Below are 20,998 nucleotides of genomic sequence, written 5' to 3' on the forward strand. Positions count from 1 at the left end.
TGGTCGCAAGGGCAGGGGCGGCATGCCAGCCATGCGCCCCCGCCATATCCGTTCTCACCCAAGGCGCTCGGCGTGCCATTTCAGGTGATCGTCCATGAAGGTCGAGATGAAGTAGTAGGAATGGTCGTAGCGCTCGTGCATGCGCAGCGTCACGTCGATGCCGGTGCCCTTCACCGCCTCCTCGAAGAGCCAGGGGCGAAGGCCGTTTTCGAGGAAGCCGTCCGCCTTGCCCTGGTCGATCAGGAATTCCGGGAAGCGGGCGCCGTCGGCGACGAGCGCGCAGGCATCGTATTCACGCCATTTCGCCCTGTCCGTGCCGAGGTATTTCTCGAAGGCGGGCACGGACCAGTCGGCGGTCGAGGGCTCGACGATGGGGGCGAAGGCCGAGCAGCTCCTGAAGCGGTCCGGGTTCTTCAGCGCGATGGTCATCGCGCCATGGCCGCCCATCGAATGGCCGAAGATGCCCTGCCGGTCCATGTCCATGCGGAAGTGCTGGCTGACGAAATTCGGCAGCTCCTCCGTGACATAGCTGTACATCTGGTAGTTTTCCGCCCAGGGCTCCTCGGTGGCGTCGAGGTAGAAGCCGGCGCCCTTGCCCATCTGCCAGTTGGTCAATTCGTCCGGCACGTCGTTGCCGCGCGGGCTGGTATCCGGGCAGACGACGATGAGGCCGAGTTCGGCGGCCATGCGGCGGTATTCGCCCTTTTCCATCACATTGGCGTGGGTGCAGGTGAGGCCGGAGAGATACCAGAGCACCGGGCGCGGCTCGCGGATTGCCTGCGGCGGCACGAAGACGGCAAAGGTCATCTCGCATTTGCAGGCTTCGGAGTCATGGGCGAAGACGCCCTGCATGCCGCCGAAGGCCGTGTTCTGGGAAAGCACTTTCATGGAAAACTCCGGTTGTTTCAGGATGCGAGCGCCACGGCGGCATTGACCGCGGCCGCCACAAGCACCGTGTTGAAGAAGAAGGAGACGACCGCGTGCACGAGATTGATCTTGCGCATGTCGGTGGCGGTGATCGCGACGTCCGAGGTCTGCGCCGTCATGCCGATCACGAAGGCGAAATAGAGGAAATCGTAGGCGTCCGGCGGGGCCTTGCCGGGAAAGTCGAGGCCGCGGCCGGCATCGGTGCTCGCCTCCGTGCTGCCGGGCCGCCAGTAGATATGGGCGTAGTGGATGGCGGCCATCGTGTGGATCGTCAGCCAGCCGAGGGCGACCGAGGAGAAGGCGAGCGTGAATTCCAGGCCCGTCGCGTTCGGCCGGTTCAGCACCACGAAGAGCGAGCCCATGGAAATGGCGACGGCCGCGAAGGTGACAGTGAAGATGATGGCGGCCGGCTCGTCGGTATCCGTCGCGTAGTGTTCGAGATAGGCGGCCGTCAGGTGCGGCAGGCGTACCGCCGTCAGCCCGAGATAGCACAGGAAGAAGGTGTTGGCCGCGATGTCGACGGCGAACAGCGGCTTCAGCCAGAGGGCGACGGCAAGCGCGACCGCGGATGCGGCGAGGCCGACATAGAACGGCAGGTGCCGGCCGAAGGTCCTGGGTCCGGGATCGGCCTTCATGGCGCCGACCTGCCGGGCGCCGTCTTCGCGCGGCGGCAAAGGCGATCGAGCGTTTCGAGGAAGGCGGAGCGGTCGCGCGGCGAGAACGCGGCGTTGTAGCCCTTGCTTTCGCCGGTCTCGCGCAGGTGCGCGCCGAGATCGCGCATGGCGCTCGCCATGCCGATGTTCGCCTTGTCGAAGAGCCGTCCGGTCGGGCCGGTGACATGGGCGCCGGCGGCGACCGTGCGCCCGGCAAGCGGCACGTCGGCGGTCACGACGATGTCGCCCTCGCGCACATTCTCCGCGATCCAGTCGTCCGCCGCGTCGAAGGCGCCGGAAACGATGACGTTGCGCACCATCGGATCGCGGGACGGCCGCAGGCCGGAATTGGCGACGAAGGTCACCGGCAGGCCGTGCCGTTCCGCAACCTTGAGGATTTCCGGCTTCACCGGGCAGGCGTCGGCATCGACATAGATGGTTGGAAGGCTTTCTGTCATCCGCTCCGCTCGTTTTCCTTTTCCGCCGTCACCGCCGCGCGGCGCCCTTGCCGTCGGGCGTCGCGGCGCTGGCGGGCACGTTGGCGGTGCTTTTCGCGGTCGTCGCGGACTTTCTGCCGTCGTTCGGGCGCCAGAGCTCCGTGCCGAGCGCCTTTCCCTTCATGCTGGACCAGACCCCCGACCACGACCCGTCACCCTGGAGCTCGTAGAGCGCGATGCCGTGGCTCTTGCCGGCGTCGTAGCTGACGGCGAAGGTGCGGTCCGAGCCGGCCGCCAGCGTGCCGATGCCGTGTGTCTCGTCCTTCCCGAAGCGCCAGGTGACGGCATAGGTCTCGCCGGTCCTGCGCACCTCGACCACGCCCTTGTAGGGACTGTGGTCGCCGGGATTGGTGCCGGTCATGGCATAGGTGCCCTCCGGTCCCGCGAGCGCCTGCCACGGCAACAGGCCGGCCGCCGCGAAAAGGGTGGCGGCGGCGATGCGTCTGCCCTGCATTCCCGGCTTTCTCGCGATGGTCATGGCTGTCCCCCTTGAATGACCGCTCCGTCTCTCCCGTCCTTTTACACCGGATCAGGCGGTTTGCGGATGCCTTTCGGCAGGGCGCAGCATGTCGATATGGGGAATGCCGTCCTCGACATATTCTTCCGACGTCGGCGCAAAGCCGAGGGCGCGGTAGAAGCCTTCGAGATGGCTCTGCGCGGAAAGCGCGATGGGCGCGCCGGGGAAATGCGCCTCGCAGGCGCCGATCGCCTCGCGCATCAGCACCTCGCCGAGGCCTTTTCCCCGGTAACCGGGCGCGACGACGACCCGGCCGATGCGCGGCGGCTCGCCGTCCGGCCGGAAGAGCCGCGCATAGCCGGCCGTATCGCCGCCGACCAGCAGGCGAAGGTGCAGCGCCTCTTCATCCCAGCCGTCCAGCTCGGGATAGGCGCAGGCCTGCTCGACGACGAAGACGTCCACGCGCAGCTTGAGGAGCGCATAGAGCTCGGCGGCGGAGAACGCGTCCATCCTCCGCACGTCGACGCTGTAGGCGGGTGCCGCGGTCAATAGATCACCACGCTGCGGATGGACTTGCCTTCGTGCATCAGGTCGAAGCCCTTGTTGATGTCCTCGAGCGGCATGGTGTGGGTGATCATCGGATCGATCTCGATCTTGCCCTCCATGTACCAGTCGACGATCTTCGGCACGTCCGTGCGCCCGCGCGCGCCGCCGAAGGCCGTGCCCATCCAGGTGCGGCCGGTAACGAGCTGGAACGGGCGGGTGGAGATTTCCTGCCCCGCGCCGGCAACGCCGATGACGACCGACTTGCCCCAGCCGCGGTGGGACGCTTCGAGCGCCTGGCGCATCACCTTCGTGTTGCCGGTGCAGTCGAAGGTGTAGTCGGCCCCGCCGATCTGGTCGGCGCCGCGCTTCGTCATGTTGACGAGATAGGGCACGATGTCGCCGTCGACTTCCTTCGGGTTGACGAAATGGGTCATGCCGAAGCGTGTCCCCCATTCCTTCTTGTCGTTGTTGAGGTCGACGCCGATGATCATGTCGGCGCCGGCAAGGCGCAGGCCCTGGATGACGTTGAGGCCGATGCCGCCGAGGCCGAAGACGATGGCCGTGGCGCCGATCTCGACTTTCGCCGTGTTGATGACGGCGCCGATGCCGGTCGTGACCCCGCAGCCGATGTAGCAGATCTTGTCGAAGGGCGCGTCCGGGTTGACCTTGGCGAGCGCGATCTCCGGCAGCACCGTGTAGTTTGCGAAGGTCGAGCAGCCCATGTAGTGGAAGATCTTGTCCTTGCCGATGGAAAAGCGCGAGGTGCCGTCCGGCATCAGGCCCTGGCCCTGCGTGGCGCGGATGGCGGTGCACAGATTCGTCTTGCGCGACAGGCAGGACGGGCAGGAGCGGCATTCCGGCGTATAGAGCGGAATGACGTGGTCGCCCTTCTTCAGGGAGGTGACGCCCGGGCCGACGTCGACGACGATACCCGCGCCCTCATGGCCGAGGATGGCGGGGAAGATGCCTTCCGGGTCTGCGCCCGACAGGGTGAATTCGTCGGTATGGCAGATGCCCGTCGCCTTCACCTCGACCAGCACTTCGCCGGCGCGCGGGCCTTCGAGCTGTACGGTCATGATCTCCAGCGGCTTTCCGGCCTGCACGGCAACGGCGGCGCGAACGTCCATCTTTGTCTCCCTTCACGGATTCTCTTGTCGGCCGACCATTGCAGAGCCGGCACGGTGCCTCAAGGGCGGTTGGTGGAAAATTCAGCCTCTGTCCCGGGCGATCAGCCGGGCGATCTCGGCTTCGAGCGCGGCGATCGCCCGGCCCGTCTCATCGTGCAGATGGCGGACCTCGCGCAACTGGCGCAGAAGCGGATGCAGGTGCTCGTCGCCGGGCGGGTCGGCGGGCGCCTCGCCGATGCCGGCGATCAGCCAGGAGGGGGAAACCGAAAGCACGCCGGCCAGCATGAAGAGCGCCTTGGTGTCCGGTTCCGCATGGTCGCGCTCCCAGCCGCCCACCGTGTCTTCCGGCAGGCCGATGCGGGCGGCAAGGTCTTCCAGCGACAGGTTCAGCGCGTCGCGCGCGCGCCAGATGCGCCCGCCCAGCGTGTCGCCATCGGCGCGGCCCGAGGGGAAGGGGATGGTGTTGCTCTCTCCGGGGAAGGTCATGGCGGCCTCCGTTTTTCGTCGCGCGAGCTTACAGGCAAGAACGCGGCGCGGGCTACCTCAAATGCGCCGCTTCGCGCCGCGCGCGGGCGGCAGGATTTCCGGCATTGCCAGCCGGCGGAAAAGAGCTATTGGAAGAGCGAGCGAAGGAGTGACCGATGACCGCCAGCACCACCGAGCCGCAGGACGGCGGCATCATGCAGGGCGTGCTGCTGATGGCGATCGCCATGCTGCTTCTGCCCTGCATGGACGCCATCGCCAAATACATGGCGAACTTCGCCGGCATGTCGCCGGGGCAGGTGACGTTCTACCGCTTCTTCTTCCAGGTGGTGTGCACCGTGCCGCTGATCTTCACGCCCGGCGGCAGCGCCATGCTGCGGCCGAAGCGGCCCTGGCTGAACCTCCTGCGCGGCGTGTTCCACGGTGCGGCGAGCCTCATGTTCTTCGCCGCCGTGAAATACATGCCGCTCGCCGACGTCTTCGCGATCTATTTCGTCGAGCCCTTCATCCTCACTGCGATGTCTGCGGCCTTCCTCGGCGACAAGGTCGGCTGGCGGCGGTGGCTCGCCATCGTCGTCGGCTTCGGCGGCGCGCTCATCGTCATCCAGCCGAGCTTCGTGCTGTTCGGCTGGACGGCGCTGCTGCCGGTCGCCTGCGCCTTCCTCTATTCGATCTACCTCTTCATGAACCGCGCCATCGGCAATGCCGATTCGCCGCTGACCATGCAGACCATCGCCGGCTTCGGCGGCACGCTCTTCATGGGGGCGGCGCTGTTCATCGGCGATTCGGCCGGCATCGCCGATTTTACGCCGTCGCTTCCCGGCTCGGTGCTGGCGCTGATGCTGCTCCTCGTCCTTGGCGCTCTCTCCGGCTATGCGCACATGCTCGTGGTGCGGGCGTTCCGCATGGCGCCGCTCTCGCTGCTCGCGCCCTTCCAGTATTTCGAGATCATCTCGGCGACCGTGCTCGGCTATGCCATCTTCGGCGACTTCCCGACGCCGTCGAAATGGCTCGGCATCGCCATCATCGTCGGCTCCGGCCTCTTCATCATCTGGCGCGAGCACAAGAGCCGGAAGGCGAAGCCCGACATCGCCGCCTTCGAGTAAGACTATCGGCGCCGTTGAACGGGCGCGGCCTTCTGGCTAAGACTTTGCGCCTGAGACTGCCGGGAGGAAAGCATGTTCAAGAAGATCCTGATTGCCAATCGCGGCGAGATCGCCTGCCGCGTGATCAAGACGGCACGCAGGATGGGGATTGCCACCGTCGCGGTCTATTCCGATGCCGACCGCGATGCGCTGCATGTGGAGATGGCCGACGAGGCGGTGCATATCGGCCCGGCCGCCGCCGCCGAAAGCTATCTCGTTGCGGAAAAGATCATCGCGGCCTGCAGGGAAACGGGCGCCGAGGCGGTTCACCCCGGCTACGGCTTCCTTTCCGAGCGGGCGTCGTTCTGCGAGGCGCTGGAGGCGGAAGGCATCGTCTTCATCGGCCCGAAGCCGAAGGCGATCCGCGCCATGGGCGACAAGATCGAATCGAAGAAATTCGCCAATGCCGCGAAGGTCTCGACCGTGCCGGGCTTCCTCGGCGTCATCGAGGATGCCGCCCATGCCGAGCGCATCGCCGGGGAAATCGGCTATCCGGTGATGATCAAGGCTTCGGCCGGCGGCGGCGGCAAGGGCATGCGCATCGCCTGGAGCGAGGGGCAAGTGCGCGACGGCTTCGAGCGCGCCCGCTCGGAGGCGAAAAGCTCCTTCGGCGACGACCGTGTCTTCATCGAGAAATACATCGTCGATCCGCGCCATATCGAGATCCAGGTGCTGGCCGATGCGCATGGCACCGCGCTCTATCTCGGCGAGCGCGAATGCTCCATCCAGCGGCGAAACCAGAAGGTCGTGGAGGAGGCGCCGTCGCCCTTCCTCGACGAGGCGACCCGGCGGGCGATGGGCGAGCAGTCCGTGGCGCTGGCGAAGGCCGTGGACTACCAGAGCGCCGGTACGGTGGAGTTCATCGTCGACCGCGACCGCAATTTCTATTTCCTCGAAATGAACACCCGCCTGCAGGTCGAGCATCCGGTGACGGAGCTCGTCACCGGCATCGACCTCGTCGAGCAGATGATCCGCGTCGCCGCCGGCGAGAAGCTGGCGCTGGCGCAGGCGGACATCAAGCTGAGCGGCTGGGCGGTGGAGAGCCGGCTCTATGCCGAGGATCCCTACCGCAACTTCCTGCCCTCCATCGGCCGGCTCACCCGCTATCGTCCTCCGGCGGAGGGGCGGAACGGCGAAGCGGTCGTGCGCAACGATACCGGCGTCTACGAGGGCGCGGAAATCTCGATGTACTACGACCCGATGGTCGCAAAGCTCTGCACCTTCGCGCCGACGCGCCTTGAGGCCATCGACGCGATGAGCGATGCGCTCGACGGCTTCGTCGTCGACGGCATCGAGCACAACGTGCCGTTCCTCGCCGCGCTGATGCGCCATCCGCGTTGGCGGGAAGGGCGGCTTTCGACCGGCTTCATCGCCGAGGAATATCCGGACGGTTTCGCGCCGATGGCGCCGACGGACGAGGAGGCGGGCATCCTTTCGCGTGTCGCGCTTGCCGCCCATCTGGTCGACGCAGAACGCCGCGCCGGCCATCTCGACCGGCTGCGGCCGGCCGGTGCCCAGCGCACTGACTGGGTGGTGAAGCTCGACGATGCCTATCACGCGGTGACGGCGGACGAGAGCGTTAAAAGCGACTGGCGTCCGGGCGAGCCGGTCTGGCGCGGCACGGTCGGCGGGCGTAGTGTGACGGCGCAGATTCGCCCGCTTGCGAACGGCATGCGCATCGACTGGCAGGGGCTTTCCGTGCGCAGCCGCGTCTTCACCCCGCGCCTTGCCGAGCTCGACGCCTTGATGCCGGTGAAACTGCCGCCGGACACCTCGAAGATGCTGCTCTGCCCGATGCCCGGCCTCGTCGTCTCCATCGCCGTCGCCGAAGGGCAGGAGGTCAAGGCGGGCGAGACGCTGGCCGTCGTCGAGGCGATGAAGATGGAGAACGTGCTGCGCGCCGAGCGGGACCTGACGGTCGGGGCAATCCGCGCGAAAGCCGGCGAAAGCCTCGCGGTGGATGCGGTGATCATGGAATTCGCCTGAGGCGCCTCAGGCGGCGGGCCGACAGTCCGCCTCCGGGACGGTCGGGCCGAACACCCGCTCGAACGAATCGCGGATACGCACGTCCACGTCGCTCATCATGACGGGCAGGCCGAGGTCGACGAGGCTGGTCACGCCGTAGCCGCGGATGCCGCAGGGCACGATGCCGGAGAAATGTTCGAGGTCCGGATCGACGTTGAGCGAGAAGCCGTGGAAGCTCACCCAGCGGCGCAGGCGGATGCCGATGGCGGCGATCTTGTCCTCGGCGGGCGAGCCGTCCGGCAGCGGCGGGCGCTCGGGCCGGCGCACCCAGACGCCGACGCGGTCCTCGCGCCGCTCGCCGCGCACGTTCATCGAATCCAGCGCATCGATCACCACCGCTTCGAGCGCCGCCACGAAGGCGCGCACGTCCTGCCGGCGCCGCTTCAGGTCGAGCATGACATAGACGACGCGCTGGCCGGGGCCGTGATAGGTGTATTCGCCGCCGCGGCCTGTGGAAAACACCGGGAAGCGATCCGGTGCGACGAGGTCGGCGGCGTTCGCGCTCGTGCCGGCCGTATAGAGCGGCGGATGCTCGACCAGCCAGACGAGCTCGTCCGCCTCGCCGTTTGCGATGGCCGCAGCCTCCTTTTCCATCGTTTCCACGGCCTCGTCATAGCCGACGAGGCCGGGCGCGACGCGCCAGCGCACCGGTGGAGAGCCGGGAATGGCAAGAAGGGAAGCGGAAATGTCCTGACGCTGCATCGGTGGGCCGTCCTTTTGTTCCGTTCTGCCAGATATAGGCGCGATCGTGCAAGGATTTCAGGGGTTTCAGGCCATCTGTGAAGGGCCTGTTGAAATTGTTCGTCTTCCCGTCATTTTTCTTATCGGACGGCCTTGTGCACCCCAAATGCTTTTGCTACATGCACCCCCGTCGCCGCAAGACGACGCCTACCACGATGCGGTCGTGGCGGAATTGGTAGACGCGCAGCGTTGAGGTCGCTGTGGGGCAACCCGTGGAAGTTCGAGTCTTCTCGACCGCACCAAGAACCCGGCTTCGGCCGGGTTTTTTGCTTTCTGGGCTCCCTCAAAGCTTCCTGAATTTCTTGACGACGCGCTCGCGCTTCAGCCGCGACAGGCGGTCGATCCAGAAGATGCCGTCGAGCTGGTCGATCTCGTGCTGGAGGCAGACGGCGAGGAGGCCGTCCGCTTCCTCCGCGCGGCTTTCGCCGGCAAGGTTCCGGTAGGCAAGGCGGATGCGGGCAGGGCGCTCGACCTCCTCCGTCACGCCGGGCATGGAGACGCTGCCTTCCATGTGGCGCTGCAGTTCCGGCGAGAACCATTCGATTACGGGATTCACATAGACGCGCTGCGAGGCGGGGCCGTCGAGCTCGATCACCGTCAACCGTTCGAGAATGCCGGCATGGGCGGCGGTGATGCCGATGCCGGGCGCGGCGCGCATCGTATCGGCAAGGTCGCCCGCCAGTGCCGCAAGGCGTGCGTCGAAAACCTCCACCGGCTTGCAGGGCATGCGAAGGCGGGGATCGGGATAGCGTAGAAGGGGAAGGATCGCCATGAAGGGCTCCGGCCGGTTGGTCCTGCCCCTTCCTATCCTGTTTGCGCCGGTGCGAAAACGCCGGCGGTGCGAATCGTGCGATTTGCATGAAATTGCAACAGCTTGCGAAATTTTTTCCGGCGACGCCCATTTGCCGCTTTCGGCGATGGACCGGCCGGGCGCTTTGCGCTAGCACGGAGGCATGCGGCGCGGAACGAGGCGCCGCACCAACCCTGCAGCAATTCCGTCGTCCCAGCCCCCGCTGACGCCCGGGCCGGGCGACCCCGGCAAGAGGAGCGGCCCGATGGAAGACACCGGCGACGATAGCCGCGTTCTCGAAACCGAGGCAGGGCACAGCACCTTCGACGGCGAGGATATCTATGCCGAGGACGGTTCGATCCGCTCGGACTTCCTCATGCATGTCGGCGCGGCCATTGCCGACGGCGACCTCCTGTTCCTGCGCCGCCATGTCGCGCGGCTGCACGAATCGGAAATGGGCGACCTTCTGGAGGCGATCCAGCCGGAACAGCGACGCCAGCTCGTCTCGCTGCTCGGCGCGGACTTCGACCTTGCCGCGCTGACCGAGGTGGACGAGGCGATCCGCCTCGATATCGTCGAGCATCTGCCGAACGAGCAGATCGCCGCCGCCATCGGCGAGATGGATTCGGACGACGCCGTCTACATCCTGGAGGACCTCAACCAGGAGGACCAGGAAGAGATCCTCTCCAAGCTGCCGTTCACCGAACGGATCCGCCTGCGCCGCTCGCTGGATTATCCCGAGAGCACGGCCGGCCGGCGCATGCAGACTGAGTTCGTCGCCGTGCCGCCGTTCTGGACGGTCGGCCAGACGATCGACTACCTGCGCGAGGACGCCGACCTGCCGGAGAGCTTCTCGCAGGTCTTCGTCATCGACCCGACCTTCCGCCTGCTCGGCGCCGTCGACCTCGACCGCATCCTGCGCACGCCGCGGGGCACGAAGATCGAGGCGATGATGCGCGAGACGAACCATCCCATCCCGGCGGAGATGGACCAGGAAGAGGCCGCGCAGCTCTTCGAGCAGTACGACCTGCTCTCCGCCGCCGTCGTCGACGAGAACGGCCGCCTCGTCGGCGTGCTCACCATCGACGACGTGGTCGACGTGATCCAGGAAGAGGCCGAGGAGGACTTGATGCGCCTCGGCGGCGTCGGCGACGAAGAACTGTCGGACAGCACCATCGAGACGGTGCGCTCGCGTGCGCCCTGGCTGCTGGTCAACCTCCTGACGGCCTTCCTCGCGGCCTCCGTCATCTCGCTGTTCGAGGCGACCATCGAGGATATCGTGGCGCTCGCCGTGCTGATGCCGATCGTGGCGGGCATGGGCGGCAATGCCGGCTCGCAGACGATGACCGTGACGGTGCGCGCGCTCGCCACCCGCGACCTCGATATCCACAATGCCTGGCGCGTCGTGCGGCGCGAGGCGGGCGTCGGTTTGCTGCACGGCCTCGCCTTCGGCCTGATGATCGGCCTCGTCGCCGGCTTCTGGTTCCATGACGGCAATATCGGCCTCGTCATCGCGGCCGCCATGATGATCAACATGTGCGCGGCGGCGCTCGCCGGCATCATGATCCCGATGCTGCTCGACAGGGCCGGCGCGGACCCGGCCGTCTCCTCCAGCGTCTTCGTGACGGCGGTGACGGATATCGTCGGATTCTTCGCGTTTCTCGGGCTCGCGACCTGGTGGTTCGCCATCCGCTGAGCGAGAAAATTGACTTATACGTAAAAGTCAATAAAATGCCTGCCCAGAGAAGATCGGAGCAGGCGTGGACAAGTTTTATACCATAACCGAGCTGACGCGCGAATTCGGGGTTTCCACCCGCACCTTGCGCTTCTACGAGGACGAGGGGCTGATCAATCCCGAGCGGCGCGGCCGCACGCGGCTTTTCCGCCCTGCCGACCGCCGGCTGATCCAGGAAATCCTGCGCGGGCGCCGCATCGGCTTCACCATTGCCGAGATCCGCGAGATCATCAAAGTCTACAAGGACCCGCCGGGCGAGATGGGTCAGCTCGAAATGCTGATGCAGAAGGTCAGCGAAAAGCGCGAGGACCTGCGCCAGAAGCGGCGCGATATCGAGGAAACGCTCGCCGAGCTCGACAATGTCGAGGAAGCCTGCCTCACGCGCCTTGCCGAGATCGGCGTCGGCACCTGAGCCTAGATCCAGCGCGCCGTCCCGTTGCAATAGCGTTCGAAATCGATGCCGAAGCGCGAGAGGAGATGCAGTTCCTCGCGCTTGATGGCGACGATGTTCGTAAGCCCGGCCGCCACCATCGCCGTCACGATGCACCAGGGATTGAGCATGACGAGGCCGAGGCCTGCGGTCGCCAGCGTATAGCCGAGATAGATGGGGTTGCGCGTGAGGCGGTAAGGGCCGCGCGTCACCAGATGGGTGGAGCAGCGGTTCGGCATGATCGCCGTCTGGCAGTCGAGCAGGGTGCGCATCGCCCAGACGTCCAGCACCGCCGCCGTCGCGATCAGCACGCCGCCCGCCGCCCGGGCGATCCAGACCTCCGTCTGCGCCGTCTCGAGCGGACACCACGCCTGGAGCAGGAAGGCTGCCGCTATGGCTGCGGCATAGATCAGCGGCGGCCAGGGAAAGGCGAGTGGCTTCACGCGATAGGCGTTCATGATCCTACTCCTTGAGGTCGGGCCTCGTTTCGGCATTTGCCGTGCATTGCGACGAGATCGCCGAGATGCGCTCGTCCGTGGTGACGTCGATTGCGCCGCTGTTGAGGTCGGCGAAGAGGTTTGCCTGCTGCAGCCTGTCGAGCGTGCAGCCGCAGAAGCTCTCGCAGAAGCCTCCGTCGCGTTCGTTGGTGCAGGCGCGGGTGCAGCTCTTCATGTAGCTTTCGACGGGATCCGGCGCGGGGGCGGGAAAGACCAGCGAGAAGCAATAGACCAGCGCGATCAGGATGGGCTGGTGGACAAGGTAGATGGCGAGACTGTGACGGCCGGCCGTCGCCAGAAGGGTTTTCCACCGCGCCTTTGTCGCAGTCCCCACGCCGGCGAGCCGCTCGGGAAGCGGGCTTGCGAGGAAGAGGCGGGCGAGCGCGATGCCGAGGAGCACGGGGGCGATCCAGGGCAGCAGCGGCACATAGTCGTTCGAGCGCGGCACGTCGACGGAAAGGCCGACCCACCAGAGCGCCGGATGGTCGAAGACGGGCGAACGCAGGTAGAGCGGCGCGGCGACGGCCGCCGCCGCGGCGAGCAGCGTGACGATTACCGGCAGGCGGAGGAAAAGGAGGCCGACGAGGCTTGCCGCCGCGATGGCATGCAGGATGCCGAAGAAGATGAAGGTCTGCGGGAAGAGGAACCAGGTGGCGAGCGTGATCAGCGCCGCCGCAAGGCCGATCTTGCCAAGCCGGATGAGGAACGGCCGCGGGCGAAAACCCTGCGCATGGCCGAGCACGAGGCTGAAGCCGGCGAGCGCCAGGAAGCTGCCGGCGATCAGCCGGGCGAAGATGCGCCAGCCGCCGGTCGTCGCGGTCTCCGGCTCGATATAGCCGAAATAACCGAGGTCCCAGGTGAAGTGATAGATCGCCATGGCGATCAGCGCGACGGCGCGGGCCTGGTCTATGAGCGGAATGCGCGGCAGGCGGCGCGTTCGCGCGCTGCCTTCCTCCACACTGCCGTCAATCACCGTCGTCGTCATGGTTCGCGGTCGCCGCATTGCCTGGGTCCATGGGAATATGCCACGCCAAACTTGCGCCGGGCGGATGGCGGAAAGGTGGCTGGCCGGGGTTGATGGAGATCAGTCGAGGCTTTCGAGCACGGCCGCGCGCGCAGCCGAATAGAATTGCCGGCGCACGAGCACGACGGTGATGCCGGCGGTCGTCGCCATGAAGAGATAGGGGCTGGCGAACCAGCCGAGATAGCCGATCGACAGGAAGATGGCGCGAAGGCCCATGTTGAACTGCTTGGCCGCCAGGATGTTCATGTGGATGACCTTGTCGGCCGCAAGCTCGGCCCCGGCCGGGTCCTTGTGGATGTCGCCGCTCATCGGCATCGCGCCGAGCAGGATCGTGCAATAGTTGAAGAGCCGGTAGGACCAGCCGAACTTGAAGAAGGCATAGCCGAAGATGATGGCAAGCCCGCCGACCTTCAGCTCGAAGCCGGCGCGGCTGCCGTGGAAGAAGTACGGCAGGTCGTTGAAGATGGCGAAGACCTGCTCGGTGGCGCCCAGAAGCGCGAAGCAACTGCCGAGCGCCAGCAGCGAGGTAGAGGCGAAGAAGGCCGTGCCGTTCTGCAGGCCCGCCATGATCTGCGTGTCGATCATGCGCAGGTCCCGGTGGAGCGCGTTGCGGATCCATATGGTGCGCTGCGAGCTCATCGCCCGCGTGAGGCTCACCCGGTCGAGGAATTTCGCCCGGTCGGTGATCCAGGAATACCCGATCCACAGGGTGATGAAGACGACGAGGGCGGCAAGGTCGGGTGTGCTCATGGTCCTGCCTTGTGCCACGGATTGCGCAATTTGCAAGCGGGCCGCGACGGTCCGATCAAAGCTGTTAAAACATGGGGCGGCAAAGAGGCATGGCCCGCCCGCTGCCGCTACCTATAACTGTCTGATTTTGCGACAGGTCATGCGCCCGGTGCGTGGCTCCTATGCCATTCGTGCCTTGGTTCTGCCATTTTTGGCGATTGCGGTTTCATCAAATCTTCACTAAACAGGGCCCCGAGCAGCGCCGAAGACGGCTGCTGCGACGACATCTTCCATCGGGGAAATCATGGAAAGTACCGTTCAGAAGTCCTGCTGGGGCATCACCGTCCGCGCAGTTCTCGGTTTTGGCGCCGTTCTCGCCATCGCTCATCTCTTCGGCGGCATCTGAAAATCCCGGGCCATCGACCTTACATAAGCAGCGCGCTCCCTCGGACGCGCTGCTTTTGTTTTGGCGGCATGTCGCGTTGGTAAAACCCGATGTCGGGAGATCGCCGTGGGCGCGGCGCGTGATAACGTAGCTTCAACAGACACAGCATAGCCTGCCGCGGCAAGGAGAAGTCCGGAAATGTTTCTTTCGGTGTTTGACGTCTTCAAGATCGGGATCGGGCCGTCCAGCTCCCACACGATGGGGCCGATGTCGGCGGCGAACCGTTTCCTCGATCTCATCCTCTCCGACGACTGGCCGCGCCCCTCCGGCGCCCATGTCGCCGCGGTCCGCATGAGCCTGCACGGCTCGCTCGCCTATACCGGCATCGGCCATGGCTCGGACCGTGCCGTCATCCTCGGCCTGATGGGCGAGCGGCCCGATTCGGTCGACCCGGACCGGATGGACGCCATCGTCGCCGAAGTCGAGCGCACGGGGCGCATCACGCCGCCCGGCCATCCGGGCTATGCCTTCCAGCCGAAGACCGACCTTATCTTCGACAAGAAGAACCCGCTGCCGGGCCATGCCAACGGCATGACCTTCTCCGCCTACGACCGCGACGACCGGCTGCTCCTGAAGCGCATCTACTATTCCGTCGGCGGCGGCTTCGTCGTCACCGATACGGAACTGGAGCAGATGCGCACCAGCAAGGCGCGCGCCAGCGACAAGAAGGTGCCGTTCCCCTTCGCCTCGGCAAAGCAGATGCTGGAGATGGCCGAGCGCTCGGGCATGACGATCGCGCAGATGAAGCGCGCGAACGAGGAAGCCACCATGTCGCGCGACGAGCTGAATGCCGGCCTCGACCGCATCTGGGAGGCGATGAAGACCTGTATCGACCGGGGCCTTCGCAACGAGGGCATCATGCCGGGCGGCCTGAAGGTGCGCCGCCGCGCCCGCTCGATCCACGACAAGCTGCAGGAGGAGTGGCGCTCCAACAAGGCGAACCCGCTGCTCGCCAACGACTGGCTCTCCGTCTATGCGATGGCCGTCAACGAGGAGAACGCCGCCGGCGGGCGCGTCGTCACCTCGCCGACCAATGGGGCGGCGGGCGTCGTGCCCGCCACGATCCGCTACTACCAGCATTTCCATGAGGATGCCGACCAGGACGGCATCCGCGACTATCTGCTGACGGCCGCGGCCGTTGGCGGCATCATCAAGCACAATGCCTCGATCTCGGGCGCCGAGGTTGGCTGTCAGGGGGAGGTGGGCTCCGCCTCGGCCATGGCCGCCGCCGGCCTTGCCGCCGTCATGGGCGGCACGCCGGAACAGGTGGAGAATGCCGCCGAGATCGCGCTGGAACACCATCTCGGCATGACCTGCGACCCCATTGCCGGCCTCGTGCAGGTGCCCTGCATCGAGCGCAACGCGCTCGGCGCGGTGAAGGCCGTGACGGCCGCTTCGCTCGCCATCAAGGGCGACGGCAAGCATTTCGTGCCGCTCGACGCGTGCATCGAGACGATGCGCCAGACGGGCGTCGACATGAACGAGAAGTACAAGGAAACCTCGACAGGCGGCCTTGCCGTCAACGTGGTGGAGTGCTGAGGCTTTATCTCTTCCTTGTGGAGTGCGACACGGCGGCCTCTTGACCCGGCCGCCGGCAAGGCGTTGAAAGGGGCATGGCCCTTCATCTCATCAAACTCTGTGTCGGCGCGGACTCGATCGAGGACCTGCGCGAATGGGTATCCGAACGCTCGCTGATCGCGATGGCGGCGGGCATGGAGCCGCATTCCAGCCACATCACGCGGATGATCCCGAAACGGGACCGGGAGCTGCTCGACGGCGGCTCGCTCTACTGGGTGATCAAGGGGCAGGTGCAGGCCCGCCAGCAGCTTCTCGACATCAAGACCTTCACCGATGCGAACGGCATTTCCCGCTGCGAGCTGGTGCTCGGGCCGGAGGTCGTCGAGACGGAATTCCAGCCGCGCCGCGCCTTCCAGGGCTGGCGCTACCTGACGGAAGACGATGCGCCGCGCGACCTGAAGAACATGGGCGAGGGCGCCGCGGACCTGCCGCTGGAGCTTCGGCGGGAACTCGCCGAGCTCGGTCTTCTCTAAAAGTCTGAAAATCAGCGCAGGCGCAGGCGAACCGGATAACGGTGCTCGCTGATGCCGACATGGAGATGGATCCCGGCGGCCGGCTGGCCCGAGCGCCAGGCTCTTGCGCCGTGGGCGAGCAGCATGCCGACGAGATCCTTCGTCCGGTTGCGGGAACGGCCGAGCCCGATATCGGCGATGCGCATCGCCGCCTCGTGCAGCGGATGAAGCGTGCCCTTCAGCGACTTGCGCTTGGCGTCGCGCGCCGCGGGCTCAACATCGAACAGGTTCTCGTTCATCGCCATGATCTGCCTCGTACGCTATACCCAATCGAGGATGGCAGAGCCGCAAGCGGCCTCCGCCGGCCTTCCCCCGCGGCCTCCGGTACGCAATACCTTCCGGCGGCCGTTGCGGGTGCAAGGCGGAAATCAGGGACCGCGCCGGAGCGCGATCCGGTACTGTTACTGCTGGCTGGCCCAGCAGGCGAAGCCCTTGCGCTTCAGCGCCTTGCAGGCGGCGGCTGCGCGGTCCTGGTCGCCGAAGCCGCCGAAGCGGGCGCGGTAGAGCTGGCCGTTGTCGCTGGCGACGGCCACGGTGAACGGGGTTGCGCGGGAGAGCGCCTTGCCGCCCTGGTCCTGTGCCTTGGCGAGAAGCTTCTGCGCCTGGTCGCGGTCCGGCGTCGCGCCGATCTGGATCACCCAGCCGGAAGGGGTGGGGTCGGCCTTGACGGCCGAGGTGGTCAGTTCGTCCACGTCGGCATCGCCTTCGCCGGTGACTTCCTCCTGCGGCACGGCGGCTTCGCGCTGCAGCTTCAGCGTGGCGGCGAGTGCGCGCTTGCCGACGATCTCCGCCTTGCTTTCCGTCGCAGCGTAAGCAGTCTCGATGCGGGCTTCGTTGTAGCGGTAGGTCGGGATCGGGCCGCTTTCCGGCAGGTCGATGCTGGCGACGGCGGCTGCGCTGTCGGCGCTCAGCGTCGGGGCGTCCCTGGTCTCGGCGATCAGATCACCGCTGCCGCGGCGCGAGGCCTTCGGCATATAGGCGGCAAGGAGCTTGCGCATCTGCTGGTCGCGTGCCGCGCCCGAGCGGCCGCCCATGACGACGCCGACCACGCTGCGGCCATCGGCGACGGCGGAGCTGACGAGATTGTAGCCGGAAGCGCGGGTGTAGCCGGTCTTGATGCCGTCCACGCCCCGCACCGAGCCGAGCAGGCGGTTGTGCCCGCGGATGACCTGCTTGCCGAGGCGGAAGCTGGTCACGGAGAAATAGTGGTAATACTGCGGGAAGTGCTGGCGCAGCGCGATGCCGAGGCGGGCCTGGTCACGCGCGGTCGTCACCTGCGCGGTGTTCGGCAGGCCGTTGGCGTTGCGGTAGACGGTGCGCGTCATGCCGAGCGCGCGGGCCTTCTGCGTCATGATGCGCGTGAAGCGTTCTTCCGAGCCGCCGAGCAGTTCGCCGAGGGCCGTCGCGGCGTCGTTCGCCGAGCGGGTGATGAGGCCGAGGATCGCCTGTTCCACGGTGATCGACTTGCCTGCGCCGACGCCGAGCTTGGTCGGCGGTTCGCTGGCGGCGTTCTTGGAGAAGGGCACGCGCGAATCGAGGCGGATCTTGCCGGCTTCCAGCGCTTCGAAGGTGAGGTAGAGCGTCATCATCTTCGTCAGCGACGCCGGATAGCGCAACGCGTCCGCGTCCTCGCTGTAGAGCACCTTGCCCGTTTTGGCATCGACGACGATGCCGGCATATTGCGCTGCTGCCGCCGGCGCGGCGAAGGCAAGGGTGGCGACCATTCCGATCATTGCAAGGCTTTTCGCCGCATTGGCGACTGCCCGGCAGGAGCGGGGGAGGAAGTCGAGGAATACGGAACGGGGCACTACGCTACTCTTCATTCTCGGATTGCACATGTTGTCCGGGCGGGATTTCCCGGGGCGACCGTTGGCAGCACAGTAGCGGCACAGCGTTACCAATCGGTTTATGATGAATCATTGGTTTCTGAGATCGGTGGTGTTTTACGGCTTGAGGGCGGTGGAGACGGAGCGGCCGTTTTCGACAAAGGATCGGCCGAGATAGTCGCGCACGCGCGCCTCCATGGCGCGCCACTGCGGCAAAAGTCTGCTCGAAAAGCGATAAAGCACAGAAAGATCGCGGCCGATGTGGATATCGCGCTGGCAATCCGCGCTGGTCGATTGCGATTCGTTTTCCGGCATCATGCAGCGCACGGCATAGTCCGAGCCGTCCGGCAGGATGCCCGTGAAGAAGACCTCGTCGCCGTAGCCGGAATTCTCCTTGAGCCGCTGCAGGGTGAGGCCGGCGGGGCCGGGCTCCGGCCGGTCGTCGAAGAGGTGGCTGTAGATCGGCTCCAGCCTTCCGGACATGTCCCGCGACATGGTGCTTTGCGAAAGGTTGAGGAAAATCAAGCCTTCCGGACGTGTGGCATCGTTGAAGCGGGTGCGTTCCCCGTTGCTGTAGCCGTTCATCTCCGGCCAGGTGAGGTAGAGGTCCACATGCTCGGCGCGGCTGGTCAGGCGCTGCTCCTCGAAGCGGATCGTGTTGGCCGGCAGGCGGATCTGGTCCTGGCCGATGACGATGTCGACGGGTTCGGTGCTTTCCGTGTGGCCGGCAAGGGCGATGCGCTCGCCCAGCATGCGCCCGCCGGCGCTGATCGCCACTGTGAGGCCGGCGAGCATCGCGACGCCGATCGTCAGCCGCGTCAGGAAACGGTTGGAGATCAGCGGGGCATGTTCTTCGTTGCCGGTGGTTACCGCAGCCATCTTCCCCTCGCGGATGCTCGTTCGCCGTTGCGGAACGATTGGGCGAAGCGTCTGCGAACAGGGTTAATTTTTGGTTGAGATGGCATTGCGGCGGATGGCTGAAAAAGGAAGCGGCCGGTTCCGGGACAATAGAACCGGCCGCAGGGCCATGGTCGGGGACGGGGATTGGGGGACTGACCGGGCCCTTTCTTTCGCCCGGCATTGCTGCCGGGCAGTCTCTTCATGCGGCGCCGCAGACTACCGGACGCTACCGACGGCGTCGGCACGACCGTCTTGCAGCTTCACCCACTTGCCGGCATTCGCCGAGGACTGGCGCTTGAGGAAGCGGTATTCCGTCTCCGACCAGAGCAGGACCTTGTTGCGCATGTTGTCGAGCACGAAGTCGCCGCGGTCGGTGCGAACCGTCAGCACGGCATGGCCTTCGCCGTTCGGCTGGAGCACGACGGTGATGAGGAGGTTGGCGGGCGAGATGCCGGCCTGGATCAGCTTCTTGCGCTTGAGGAGCACATAGTCCTCGCAGTCGCCGGCAAGATCCGGATACGCCCATTCCTCCTCGACGCCGTAGATCTCCATGTCGGTCATCGGCTGGATGTCGGTGTTGACCGTGTAGTTGACGTTGAGGATGGTCTTCCAGTTTTCCTGCGTCAGCACGAGCGGGCCGGCATCCTTGCCGTTCGGGCCGCACTCGTCGCTGTAGCGCTTGCAGAATTCGTAATGGCCGATCGGCTGGTTGGTCGCGCCCGCCAGCGGAATGTTCGCCGGAAGGGCCATCGCTGCCTGTGCTGCGGCCAGAGAGAAGAGGAATGCAAACGTCCCTGTCTTGATGGCTTTTGTCATTGTGTCGTCCCCGTTTGATGAGGTCACAATGACAGCTATGTTTTGAGCTTGCGCGAAAAGCCGAAGTATAACTTAGTTCAAATCAAGATCGCATAAGTATAAAACAAGAATAAATTTCGAAATACATTTTATCTGTATTTGAGGCGCTTTTGATTAAATTTTGAACGGTTTTCGCGTCGGCGCGAACGCTGGCGAAATCGGCAAGCGTTTGATTTGGAAGCGATAATTGCGGATTTTCAGGAGCGGTGCTTCAGTCTGTGGCCGCAAAACGGCCGCTTCCCCGGATTCTCTGATAGGGCTGCGAGCGGGAGAATTCCGCTTCCGGGTCGCCGATTCTCTCCGTCCCGGCGCGGACGGCCGATTTCGACGAAAAAAAATTTTCGGGATTCTTGCCGGGGCGATGTGCCGGGCTGAAACAGCAGAAGGGGCCGATGGCCCCTTCCGGACAGTGCCGACGATGAGCTGTGCCGATTCGCTACAGGAACGCGGTCAGGGCTTCCTTCGACTGGACGGAGGAGAACTCGATGGCGACGCCCTCCTGGAAGTGGCGCACCACGCGGCCCTTCATGTGGCCGAGCTGGACCGGCGTGCCGAGCGCCGGGCGCACGTCGATGTCGACCGCCGCGCCCGAGAGCGAGAGGTCGATGATGCGGCAGGGATAGCGCCGGCCGTCGTCGAGCGTCAGGTCGGTGCTGGTGTTGCGCGGCGTCAGGCGGTTGTGCCGGCGGTCTTCCGGCAGGCCGAGCTCGTGCTTGTTGGCGATCCAGGTGAGCTGGGCGGCCAGCTTTTCCCGCTTGCGGTCCGTCGCGTTGAGCAGGATGGCGAAGCCCGTGTCGTTGACGATGGCGACCGTGCCCTCGATGCGGCCGAGATGGTCGACATAGGCGATGATCCGCTCGCCGATGCGCGGGCGGGCGGCGCACTGGAAGGCGGCATCGCCCGGCGACATGTCGAGGACCGTGCAATCGTATTCGTCGTGGCTTGCCACCATCAGGCGACCGGGCAGATTCACCGAGACGCGCTGGAAGCTGCGCTGCTCGGGCTGCGGCTTCTTGGCGGCAGGCGATGATTGCTGGAATGAATACATGAGCGCGGGGGCCTGATGATCCTATCTA

Annotated in this window: 23 protein-coding genes and 1 tRNA gene; 7 read left to right on the forward strand and 17 right to left on the reverse strand. The window is 65.7% G+C overall.

The window, feature by feature from the left end; all coding sequences use genetic code 11:
* Positions 1–54 precede the first annotated feature (54 nt).
* From fghA to HNQ66_RS05000, 7 genes are all read right to left on the reverse strand, one after another.
* Entirely contained in the window at positions 55–888 is an 834-nt protein-coding gene (fghA, locus tag HNQ66_RS04970) for an S-formylglutathione hydrolase (RefSeq protein ID WP_184141504.1), read from the reverse strand.
* Between the two features lie 17 nt (positions 889–905).
* Positions 906–1,562: a DUF1345 domain-containing protein gene (locus HNQ66_RS04975; RefSeq protein WP_184141506.1), complete on the reverse strand. Its 657-nt coding sequence runs from the start codon at positions 1,560–1,562 to the stop codon at positions 906–908.
* A complete protein-coding gene (locus HNQ66_RS04980; protein WP_184141508.1) occupies positions 1,559–2,038 on the reverse strand; it encodes a YaiI/YqxD family protein in 480 nt (159 codons plus the stop codon). Before HNQ66_RS04980 ends, HNQ66_RS04975 begins: the two co-directional genes overlap by 4 nt.
* Positions 2,039–2,066: 28 nt before the next feature.
* A complete protein-coding gene (locus tag HNQ66_RS04985; RefSeq protein ID WP_184141510.1) occupies positions 2,067–2,531 on the reverse strand; it encodes a hypothetical protein in 465 nt (154 codons plus the stop codon).
* 75 nt (positions 2,532–2,606) lie between these two features.
* Positions 2,607–3,044, reverse strand: a complete 438-nt coding sequence (locus tag HNQ66_RS04990) for a GNAT family N-acetyltransferase (RefSeq protein WP_184142221.1) — start codon at positions 3,042–3,044, stop codon at positions 2,607–2,609.
* Between the two features lie 35 nt (positions 3,045–3,079).
* Positions 3,080–4,207, reverse strand: coding sequence for an S-(hydroxymethyl)glutathione dehydrogenase/class III alcohol dehydrogenase (locus HNQ66_RS04995; protein WP_184141512.1), 1,128 nt, complete (start codon positions 4,205–4,207; stop codon positions 3,080–3,082).
* A gap of 81 nt (positions 4,208–4,288) precedes the next feature.
* Positions 4,289–4,693 (reverse strand): helix-turn-helix domain-containing protein, encoded by a 405-nt coding sequence (locus HNQ66_RS05000; RefSeq protein ID WP_184141514.1) that lies wholly within the window; start codon positions 4,691–4,693, stop codon positions 4,289–4,291.
* A gap of 155 nt (positions 4,694–4,848) precedes the next feature.
* On the opposite strand from HNQ66_RS05000, the gene HNQ66_RS05005 reads away from it, so the two are divergent.
* Both HNQ66_RS05005 and HNQ66_RS05010 read left to right on the forward strand, forming a co-directional pair.
* On the forward strand, positions 4,849–5,796 hold the full coding sequence (locus HNQ66_RS05005; protein WP_246434216.1) for a DMT family transporter: 948 nt from the start codon (positions 4,849–4,851) through the stop codon (positions 5,794–5,796).
* A gap of 72 nt (positions 5,797–5,868) precedes the next feature.
* Positions 5,869–7,821, forward strand: a complete 1,953-nt coding sequence (locus HNQ66_RS05010; protein ID WP_184141516.1) for an acetyl-CoA carboxylase biotin carboxylase subunit — start codon at positions 5,869–5,871, stop codon at positions 7,819–7,821.
* A gap of 6 nt (positions 7,822–7,827) precedes the next feature.
* Here the strand turns inward: HNQ66_RS05010 and lipB are convergent, their stop codons facing one another.
* Positions 7,828–8,562, reverse strand: coding sequence for a lipoyl(octanoyl) transferase LipB (gene lipB, locus HNQ66_RS05015; protein ID WP_184141518.1), 735 nt, complete (start codon positions 8,560–8,562; stop codon positions 7,828–7,830).
* A gap of 196 nt (positions 8,563–8,758) precedes the next feature.
* Between lipB and HNQ66_RS05020 the strand changes: the two genes are divergently transcribed.
* Positions 8,759–8,843 (forward strand) — tRNA-Leu (locus HNQ66_RS05020).
* 41 nt (positions 8,844–8,884) lie between these two features.
* Here HNQ66_RS05020 and HNQ66_RS05025 read toward each other — a convergent pair.
* On the reverse strand, positions 8,885–9,373 hold the full coding sequence (locus tag HNQ66_RS05025) for a peptide deformylase (RefSeq protein WP_184141520.1): 489 nt from the start codon (positions 9,371–9,373) through the stop codon (positions 8,885–8,887).
* 283 nt (positions 9,374–9,656) lie between these two features.
* On the opposite strand from HNQ66_RS05025, the gene mgtE reads away from it, so the two are divergent.
* Positions 9,657–11,087 carry a magnesium transporter gene (mgtE, locus tag HNQ66_RS05030; protein WP_184141522.1) on the forward strand — a complete coding sequence of 477 codons (1,431 nt, stop codon included), beginning with the start codon at positions 9,657–9,659 and terminating at the stop codon, positions 11,085–11,087.
* 64 nt (positions 11,088–11,151) lie between these two features.
* Positions 11,152–11,538, forward strand: a complete 387-nt coding sequence (locus HNQ66_RS05035; RefSeq protein WP_184141524.1) for a MerR family transcriptional regulator — start codon at positions 11,152–11,154, stop codon at positions 11,536–11,538.
* Positions 11,539–11,540: 2 nt separating this feature from the next.
* Here the strand turns inward: HNQ66_RS05035 and HNQ66_RS05040 are convergent, their stop codons facing one another.
* The 3 genes from HNQ66_RS05040 to HNQ66_RS05050 form a co-directional block, all read right to left on the reverse strand.
* Positions 11,541–12,014, reverse strand: a complete 474-nt coding sequence (locus HNQ66_RS05040) for a methyltransferase family protein (RefSeq protein WP_184141526.1) — start codon at positions 12,012–12,014, stop codon at positions 11,541–11,543.
* A 4-nt stretch (positions 12,015–12,018) separates the two neighbouring features.
* On the reverse strand, positions 12,019–13,038 hold the full coding sequence (locus HNQ66_RS05045) for an acetyltransferase domain-containing protein (protein WP_184141528.1): 1,020 nt from the start codon (positions 13,036–13,038) through the stop codon (positions 12,019–12,021).
* A 99-nt stretch (positions 13,039–13,137) separates the two neighbouring features.
* A complete protein-coding gene (locus HNQ66_RS05050; RefSeq protein ID WP_184141530.1) occupies positions 13,138–13,827 on the reverse strand; it encodes a DUF599 domain-containing protein in 690 nt (229 codons plus the stop codon).
* A gap of 562 nt (positions 13,828–14,389) precedes the next feature.
* Between HNQ66_RS05050 and HNQ66_RS05055 the strand changes: the two genes are divergently transcribed.
* Together HNQ66_RS05055 and HNQ66_RS05060 are read left to right on the forward strand one after the other, a co-directional pair.
* Entirely contained in the window at positions 14,390–15,790 is a 1,401-nt protein-coding gene (locus HNQ66_RS05055) for an L-serine ammonia-lyase (RefSeq protein ID WP_184141532.1), read from the forward strand.
* Positions 15,791–15,864: 74 nt separating this feature from the next.
* Entirely contained in the window at positions 15,865–16,302 is a 438-nt protein-coding gene (locus HNQ66_RS05060) for a DUF1489 family protein (RefSeq protein ID WP_184141534.1), read from the forward strand.
* Between the two features lie 11 nt (positions 16,303–16,313).
* Here HNQ66_RS05060 and HNQ66_RS05065 read toward each other — a convergent pair whose 3' ends face one another.
* The 5 genes from HNQ66_RS05065 to HNQ66_RS05085 form a co-directional block, all read right to left on the reverse strand.
* The gene (locus tag HNQ66_RS05065) at positions 16,314–16,586 is read right to left on the reverse strand and encodes a hypothetical protein (protein ID WP_184141536.1); all 273 of its coding nucleotides are present in this window, start codon (positions 16,584–16,586) and stop codon (positions 16,314–16,316) included.
* Between the two features lie 156 nt (positions 16,587–16,742).
* Positions 16,743–18,179: a D-alanyl-D-alanine carboxypeptidase gene (locus tag HNQ66_RS05070; RefSeq protein ID WP_246434217.1), complete on the reverse strand. Its 1,437-nt coding sequence runs from the start codon at positions 18,177–18,179 to the stop codon at positions 16,743–16,745.
* A gap of 105 nt (positions 18,180–18,284) precedes the next feature.
* The gene (locus HNQ66_RS05075) at positions 18,285–19,046 is read right to left on the reverse strand and encodes a type 1 glutamine amidotransferase family protein (RefSeq protein WP_184141540.1); all 762 of its coding nucleotides are present in this window, start codon (positions 19,044–19,046) and stop codon (positions 18,285–18,287) included.
* 237 nt (positions 19,047–19,283) lie between these two features.
* Positions 19,284–19,883 carry a transglutaminase-like cysteine peptidase gene (locus HNQ66_RS05080; RefSeq protein ID WP_184141542.1) on the reverse strand — a complete coding sequence of 200 codons (600 nt, stop codon included), beginning with the start codon at positions 19,881–19,883 and terminating at the stop codon, positions 19,284–19,286.
* Between the two features lie 475 nt (positions 19,884–20,358).
* A complete protein-coding gene (locus HNQ66_RS05085) occupies positions 20,359–20,970 on the reverse strand; it encodes a PilZ domain-containing protein (RefSeq protein WP_184141544.1) in 612 nt (203 codons plus the stop codon).
* Positions 20,971–20,998: the final 28 nt, after the last annotated feature.

Source organism: Shinella fusca (assembly GCF_014203155.1).
GTDB lineage: Bacteria > Pseudomonadota > Alphaproteobacteria > Rhizobiales > Rhizobiaceae > Shinella > Shinella fusca.